Origin of the sequence: Paraglaciecola sp. (genome assembly GCF_030730205.1) — a bacterium.
Taxonomy (GTDB): Bacteria; Pseudomonadota; Gammaproteobacteria; order Enterobacterales; family Alteromonadaceae; genus Paraglaciecola.
The window spans coordinates 1-7,864 of record NZ_JANQVQ010000298.1 but is presented as its reverse complement, the minus strand read 5'-3'; the positions used below and the strand labels follow the sequence as shown (position 1 = coordinate 7,864).

The following is a 7,864-nucleotide window of genomic DNA, read 5'->3' as shown; positions in this document are numbered from 1 at the left end:
CTATTTTTTGAGTTAAGACTTCGGCAACAAACTTATCATATAAACAATTAACCTGGCTCAGTCGGTTATTTGTGCCAGTATGAAATTGACTTACTTCGTTTACTAAGAAAGTAAACACAAAATTTACGAGCCATTGAAACCAAATGAATATAGCTGAGTGATCGTCAAGATATTTTACATTTTTTTTACCTTTAAGTTGAAAATACGATAAAATACAATGCTATATGGAATTGGTGTGTTTTGTGCTTAGTTTTATTGGATCTTTTAACCCTACGAGTTGAAAGAAAAGTTCTGTACTAACATTTAAAAAAGGAAATTTAGTATGTTAAGCAAAAAATTAAAAGCAACAGCCTTAGTGTTGGCCTTTTTGGGAACATCTAGTGTTGTTCATGCAGGTGCTATAATTGTGTACGGTGATACCTTGTTAGGTATCAATAACGAAGGCCACCTCAATTACGTTCCTACTACTGAACAAGCAAATGCCTTAATTGATGGTGGTTATTTCACTCCAGCTGGTCCTGGTAGCCAGTTTAATGGTCAAAGCCCCGATAGTATTCCTTTTGGACTCTGGCGTAATGGCTTAGGAGATTCAACCTCCCCTGGTTGTTTGTGCGAAGGGTGGGGGGTGGCAGTAACATTACCAGATACCTCTCGCATAGCTGGTGGAGCAAATGAAAACTTTGGTGGGGCGTTTGGTATCACAGGTGGCACTTTTGGTTCGACCACAAGTACTGCTACATCAGAAGTTAATTTAAGTGATGCAAATGTTTCTGTAACGCATTCATTTGGTCCATCCTTGGCCCAAGGTGTGTTTCAAGTATCTGTTACTATAAGCAATAATACCGATTCTGCTGTAGAAGATTTAGTTTATCGTAGGGCAATGGATTGGGATATACCCCCAACCGAGTTTGCAGAATACGTTACACATGGAGGGGTTGAAGAAAATCTAGAAAGCAATGGCGGAAATGTACGTTACGCCAGTGATAACGGTTTTGCTTCTTGGGATCCTCGGTCAGCGGCAAGTTCGGTAAACTTTGAGACAGTAAACACCGACTTTGTCGACAATGGTGCAGCAGATCATGGCTCTGTTTTTGATTTTGCGTTTGGTAGTTTAGATGCGGGTGACAGCCGTACATTCAATATTTTCTACGGAACAACAGCGGATGAAGCAGAAGCAGTAGATGCCATTAATATGCTTGGCGTTGATGTTTATTCTTTAGGGCAAAATTCAGCAGGTAGTTCTCCAGATAATGGTACGCCTGGAACGTTTCTTTTCGCCTTCGGTGGTGTGGGTGGTGTTGAACTTGGTTCAACTTCAGACGTCCCGGTTCTACCTTTTGTAACAGCGCCAGGTGAATTTGTGTTTACCTCTCCGGAATCTGGCCTTTGGTATGATCCACCTTACGCAGAGGGATTTGAATACTCACTTACAGGTGGCGGATTGTTTGGTGAAATAATGACACCTGATAGTACATTTGGTTTTGGAAATGTTGAAATCTATGTAGGTGGTGTATTAGTTGCGACATTGGCACCTGATGAAATGTTTGATTTAACTTCACTCAATACTGATACTTTTGAACTGTTCTTTGTTGGTAAAACATTAGATGTAGCTGCCCCAGGTTTTGCTACAGCCTTTCCTTTATACCTAGAGTGGTCTGGAGACCCTGTTGAATTGATGATGAGTGCCTTGCTTGTTGACGATGTTAGTTCAGTTAATGCTCCAGCTTCACTTTCTGTCATGTTTTTAGGATGTTTTGCCATCTTCATGGTGCGTCGAAAAACTTTTCGCAGTTAAAACTCAATAGTTTTTAAACTTGATAATAAATAAAAATAGCTGTCACTCGGCAGCTATTTTTTAGTTATTTTTGGAGTATCAAAATATTATGTTCAAATTTTTAAGTGTTTTTCTAATGATTGCGTTTGCATCACAAACATTCGCTCTTGATAAACAGGGAAAATTTGCAATTAAGGGCGTTGGGAATGTCTCCTGCAAGAGTTTCAATGCGTTAATTGAGAATGAAAATAGTTATGAAAAGTTTATGTTTGTAGGTTGGATGAATGGTTACATCACTGCTCATAACCAACATCTGAGCGATAATTTTGATGTGGTTTCCTGGGAAACCAGTGAAACGCTAGCGGGATATTTGGTAGCTCATTGCCATAAAAACCCTCAGTTGAGTTATTTTCAAGCGGTGACGCAATTGGTAAATGAACTCTATAAGGATCGAATTAAAGAATTTGTACCTGACAAAAATAGCTTACAAAAGAATAGTGTAGAGCAGGTCTATATTGTTGTAGTGCAAAGGGTACAGCAGAAGTTGACTCAGCTAGGCTATTATTCAGGTAAGATCGATGGATTATTTAGTCCAGAATGTGTAGCAGCAATTACCAAGTTTAAGCAAAAAAATAACTTAGTTAGTGATAAGTTACTCGATCAAAAAACGCTGTTTGTTCTACTAAAAGAAAGTTAGGCAAATATTTACTGAAATGTTAACCACCGATTCTTACAAGACTGAGTGTGATGTTAGCAAGATTTTTATCACTGTATAGCGTTCCAAGGTTTGTTGAATTAGTGGTTGACTGTTTGTTCTCAAAATTTCTTTCGTAATAGTTGGACTTGTTGCGCTATTTAGGGAAGTGATTAGTGATTAAAAATTGGGGTTTGATGCCTTGAGCCTGTTAGTTTCAGTTTAGCCTAAAATTTTTATCCTTTATTTCGATAAGAACCACAGTAAACAAGATTAGAAAAATTAAAAGCTCGCGACAATCACTCAATTGCTGTGTCTAGCTAGCCTAATTTTCTCTGATTAACCTTTAATTTAGGACTTAAACGTTAGGTTCATCATGGCTTAGCGTCGTCATAGCTGTGCCAAGTATTTATGACTAGTGATAATTGGATTCAGTTGAAACCTTGTGGAACAAAATTCTGTCAGTACACCAATGATGGTTATAACGAAATAATAACGGCGAAGGTGTGAAGCCGCTTTGCTATAGATAGACGACAGTCACATCGCATCGGTCACGGTTTTACTGTCAACAAACTGTTCAAAACTGACTATTTTACTGTCTTTAAGTTGCCACAAATGCGCGACTCTGGCTTTGAAAGATATGCCTGTGGCCTTATATGTACCGCTATAAGTGCCAAAAGCAACGACTTTATCGCCGTTAGCCACGTAGTCTTCTACTGCAAAGTTGTAGTCAATCCATTCACTGGCTAAACGAGCAAATACGTTGCGTTCAATCTGTTCAAGACCCTGATAGGTTCCGGCATAAGGAAATCCGGCGGCTTCAGTCCAGCGAGTTTCACTTGTAATGTAACGCTTTAGATTCTTGCCATTTTCTTCTGAAGTACTTCCTTCATAAGTGCTTTTTACAATATCAAGATTAGTCATGGTATTAGCCTCTGTATTTGCTTGAATTGTGCATGCTTGCAGTAAACAAAGCACAATTACTGCCTTTGATAAAATCAGTAGCGGTTTCATTAAATTTCTCCACAGCGGATGGGTAGAAGAACGTTTCGAGCTAAACAGTTCGAAACGTCAGCATCACTTTAAACAGCTGGTTATTGGCCCCACTTCATTTCGCCCATTATCACTTTTGCGCTTAAAGTTAATATACTGTCGCTACCCACATCGGGGTACCGTGCTTTCATCTTAGCGATTAACTCGGCAGAGTTGCTTGATACTTTGGCGACTTTTTCAAAATCTTGGATATAGTGGCGGGTAAAATGAGCTGATTGAATCGTCATGGGTTTATCGCCTAAAAAGTGACCAGGAATAACTGTTGTTGGCTCGAGTTGCTCGATCACGTCTAAGGTTTTGTACCAACGTTGCCGTGAATCTGGTGTTTGTGAATCAGCCAAGAAAACATGCATATTGCCGAATATAACAACGCCACCCAAGACTGTTCGAGTGGAAGGGATGTACACGAAAGTGTGCTTGGGGTCGTGTCCATCAAGTCCTAGGATGTTAACTTCCTCACCATCTACCATTAAGGTGTCGCCCTTTAATACCTCTGGTACAACTAGTGCTTGCGGCGCGTTGTCTTTTAAAATGGGACTCCAATAGGCTTTTTTAGGCTCCATAGACGCTTTGATATAGGCTTGAGTCTTTGCTGAGGCCAGCACTTTGGCTTTGGGGTAGGCAGTGGTAATGACATCCAAACCAAAGTAGAAGTCGGGGTCGCCATGGCTAATATAAATAGTGGTTAACTTTTTGCCTGATTGTTTAATCATGTCGACTAAGGTTTGAGCATCATTTCGCTGAAATTGAGCGTCAACTAAGATGGCCTCAGTAGGGCCAGTTATCAGCACGGAGCTGACTGGGAAAGTACTTTTTTCTTGAGGATTAAATACCGTAGTTTGAAGTGTTGCACTTACTGCGTTAGCTGATGAAAGTAGGAGTGAAGATAGGGCTCCTGCCTGAATTAATTTTACTAAAAATGTCATCTTAATCTCTGTCGTGTTGATTGAAGGTGTTGCCCTAGTGAGAAAACGGCTAGGGCTTGAAAAAATAAGTGTTAGACCAAACACGCCCTGGCTGCTGATACCTATGGCGGTTAAGTTGTTTCGGTTAAATAATCTTAACCACGTCTTCAAAGCTGAGGCGAGGCCCTCGTGGGTAATTTTTTGAAGCGTCACCGTAGCCAATATTGATAATAAAGTTTGACTTGTAACGTCCATCTGCGAAGAAAGCGTCATCAAGCACCTTATTGTCAAAGCCGCTCATGGGGCTGCAATCTAAACCAAGACTGCGGGCGGCCATGATAAAATAAGCACCTTGTAAGGTGGAATTTCTAAAAGCAGTGGCTTCGCGCATTACTTCATTATTGGCAAACATATCTTTGGCTCCTGGGTTCGCAGGGAATAGCTTTGGCAAGTTATTATAAAACTGCGTATCCGAGGCAATAATGACCGTCGCTGGCGCGGCCATGGTTTTTTCTTGATTACCCGGTGCCAAAGCTTTCTTTAACTTTTCTTTGGCCTCAGTACTCCTAACCACGACGTAATAGCCTGGCTGGCAATTCATCGATGTGGGGGCCCATTTCATTAAGTCATATAACTCTTGAATGAGTTCATCAGGCACTGGTTTGTTTAAAAATGCATTAAATGTGCGTGCGTCGCTAAACAACTGCGCTTGTGCTTTGCTCTCTATTTTACTGTTCATGTTACTCTCCACTTTGTGTCGTAAAATTATTTGTAACTGTAAAAATTAGTTTTATGCAATGGTCTTCATTACGCGCTCAACATATTTCACCCATTGCTGGGGCTGACCGTAGTAAGCGCTGTGATCTAATTTAGTAAAGGCACCATCTGCGTGCTCAAATGCCAGTGTTGGGAATCCGTTTCCTGCAACTAATTCCAGCATATGCCGAGATTGAGCAATATGTTGTGCTGTTTTTGTGCCACTAAAGTCTGTGAAAGCCTTTAAAAATGCAGAGGTGCTTGCGCCAAGCTCTGCGGCAATAGCAGTCAAATTGCCGATGTCAGACTGAGAACGTCCCTTTACAAACTGGGCGATTTGTATTTTATGTAACATCGTTATTGGGTTTATACCAATTGAGCGGGCTGCTAATAGCGCGGTAGTCGGAATATCCGAATCAACAATACGGTGCTTATCTGCCAGTATGTTGGCATAGTAAGTTTGACTGAATATCTGGCCCGTTAGCGTTGTGATCCTTTGGTCCATCGCCATAATTTGTTGATGAAAATCCGCCGATAATATGCGTTTATTCGTACCTGAAAATAGTCCACCGCCATGCATGTTAATGTCGATATCTGAGCGCTCAATGAGTGCATCAATTAATGGGGCGGCGGCGTAACACCATCCGCATTGTGGATCCAAAATAAAGTGTAAGGTCTTCATTTTTCCTTCCTGTTTACGCTCTGCTTTAAATGATGAGTTAAGTCTAAATTGCAAAAACCTTGCAATAAACCCTAGTTTGGTTAATGGTTAGTTGCATATATCGAACATATAGGGTGAATAATGGACAGAATTACCGCGGCGCAGGTCTTTGTTAGCATAGTAGAGCAAGGCAGTATGGTAGGGGCCGCTCAAGCGTTGGATATGTCCCGCTCAATGGTAACTCGCTATCTCAATGAGATGGAAAACTGGGCTGATGCACAACTCTTACACCGTTCTACGCGAAAACTTACCCTTACCGCGGCAGGAGAAAAAGCCTTTGTTACTTGTCGCTCCTTATTGAGTTTTGCCCAAGAGGTATCAATGCCAATTGAGCAAGATTATGAGGCCCAGCCCGAGGGAACTATTCGCATTGCCTGTTCACAGTTTGTTGCTGGTGAATTGCTTCCTCGCGTGGTGGACCGCTTTTTAGATGACTACCAAAAAGTGCACATAGATATTCATGTCAGCAATCAGGTGACTAATTTGGTTGAAGATCGAATAGATTTGGCGATACGGATAACCAATGATCTTGACCCTAATATTATTGCACGGCATTTAGGACGCTGCCGCTCGATATTGTGTGCCACTGAGGAGTATTTAAAACAAAATGGGCATCCCGTGTACCCAGATGATCTCGTTAAGCATAACTGTCTCATTTATTCCAATTTTGGCAAAAGCTTGTGGCATTTTACCAAAGATGAACAAGCTGTTGTGGCAGCCGTGTCCGGTAATTACAGCGCAAATGAATCCATGTTATTGTTGCACTCTGTTCTCAAAGGGAGGGGCATTTCGTTACAACCCCACTATGCAGTGCAGCCGTTAATCAAAGAGAGAAAGCTGGTGCACGTACTACCTAATTATGAACCGGCCTCATTAGGTATTTACGCGATATACCGCTCGCGAAAACATCAATCTATCGCCATCAGAAAGTTACTCGACCGTTTGGTTGAGTATTTTAAGCAAGTTGAAACTTAAGCATGTTGTTTACAGTAAGGTTTTGCATCAGATAATCTGCGTCTATTAACCCGCTAATTAGCAAAAATAGTGGTGGCTTTCTCCGGATTTTCGTTTGCTCATAAAGCAGCTTTATGGTGTATTCTCAGGTATCCTTTACTTGATCATTTAGTGAACTTCACCTTGGAATGTGGTTTTTTTGTAATAGGCAATCCTCTTTGCCCTCTTCTTCTAATACGCTTTTAAGTCCTTGAGTAAAGTAAGTAGTGCGAGATTTATGTGATATGACATCAATAGACCTTATTATTTTTGATTGTGATGGTGTGCTCATCGACAGCGAGATTATGAGTAAAAAAACACTGCAAATCGAATTGCCCAAGCTAGGTATCAATATTGACGACACTTACTTTATGCAACACTTTTTAGGACGGAGTTTTTCTCACGTAAAGGAAAAACTCTTTGCTGATTTCCAGATCGCTTTGCCAAACGACTTTGAAATAACTTATCGCGATATTTTGTTGCAAGATTTTGAGCGAGACCTGGTTACCACACCTGATATTATTTGGCTTTTAGAACACCTGAAAGTCAATTTTTGCTTAGCTACGAGTAGTAGTCGACCCCGAACAGTAAAAGCACTCAGTATTACCTCATTGGATAGGTATTTTAACACCAATGTTTTTACAACATCTGAGGTGAAAAACGGTAAACCTGCCCCCGATCTTTTTTTACATGCCGCAAAATCTATGGGCGTAGCACCTGAAAAGTGTTTAGTTTTTGAAGACTCTTTATCGGGTATTCAAGCTGCAAAAGCCGCAGGGATGACAGTTTGTCGTTATACGGGCGGTAGCCACTTACTTAACTCTGATGCAATTGCAAAGGCTGAAGCAACTGACTATTTTACATTTAAACATTGGCGGGATATACCCAAACTGCTACCGTCCATCATTTTTAACGAGTAGTAATTGACGAGTAATATCTAAGCTTTCTATGGCTGAATCGCCACTCTG

Annotated in this window: 8 protein-coding genes; 4 read left to right on the top strand and 4 right to left on the bottom strand. The window is 40.9% G+C overall.

Translation table 11 applies throughout. From position 1 onward, the window contains the following. Positions 1-322: 322 nt before the first annotated feature. Together NWQ57_RS19240 and NWQ57_RS19235 are read left to right on the top strand one after the other, a co-directional pair. Positions 323-1,795 carry a hypothetical protein gene (locus NWQ57_RS19240; protein ID WP_306023803.1) on the top strand — a complete coding sequence of 491 codons (1,473 nt, stop codon included), beginning with the start codon at positions 323-325 and terminating at the stop codon, positions 1,793-1,795. Between the two features lie 88 nt (positions 1,796-1,883). After that, entirely contained in the window at positions 1,884-2,471 is a 588-nt protein-coding gene (locus NWQ57_RS19235; RefSeq protein ID WP_306023802.1) for an HdeA/HdeB family chaperone, read from the top strand. 534 nt (positions 2,472-3,005) lie between these two features. On the opposite strand, the gene NWQ57_RS19230 is transcribed toward NWQ57_RS19235, so the two are convergent. The 4 genes from NWQ57_RS19230 to NWQ57_RS19215 form a co-directional block, all read right to left on the bottom strand. Then, entirely contained in the window at positions 3,006-3,482 is a 477-nt protein-coding gene (locus NWQ57_RS19230; RefSeq protein WP_306023801.1) for a nuclear transport factor 2 family protein, read from the bottom strand. 80 nt (positions 3,483-3,562) lie between these two features. Next, the gene (locus NWQ57_RS19225; RefSeq protein WP_306023800.1) at positions 3,563-4,447 is read right to left on the bottom strand and encodes an MBL fold metallo-hydrolase; all 885 of its coding nucleotides are present in this window, start codon (positions 4,445-4,447) and stop codon (positions 3,563-3,565) included. 124 nt (positions 4,448-4,571) lie between these two features. Further along, positions 4,572-5,165 (bottom strand): malonic semialdehyde reductase, encoded by a 594-nt coding sequence (locus NWQ57_RS19220; protein WP_306023799.1) that lies wholly within the window; start codon positions 5,163-5,165, stop codon positions 4,572-4,574. 51 nt (positions 5,166-5,216) lie between these two features. Continuing rightward, positions 5,217-5,864 (bottom strand): DsbA family protein, encoded by a 648-nt coding sequence (locus NWQ57_RS19215; protein ID WP_306023798.1) that lies wholly within the window; start codon positions 5,862-5,864, stop codon positions 5,217-5,219. Positions 5,865-5,984: 120 nt separating this feature from the next. On the opposite strand from NWQ57_RS19215, the gene NWQ57_RS19210 reads away from it, so the two are divergent. Then, positions 5,985-6,878, top strand: a complete 894-nt coding sequence (locus NWQ57_RS19210; RefSeq protein WP_306023797.1) for a LysR family transcriptional regulator — start codon at positions 5,985-5,987, stop codon at positions 6,876-6,878. Between the two features lie 263 nt (positions 6,879-7,141). Beyond that, positions 7,142-7,816, top strand: coding sequence for an HAD family phosphatase (locus NWQ57_RS19205; protein WP_306023796.1), 675 nt, complete (start codon positions 7,142-7,144; stop codon positions 7,814-7,816). Positions 7,817-7,864: the final 48 nt, after the last annotated feature.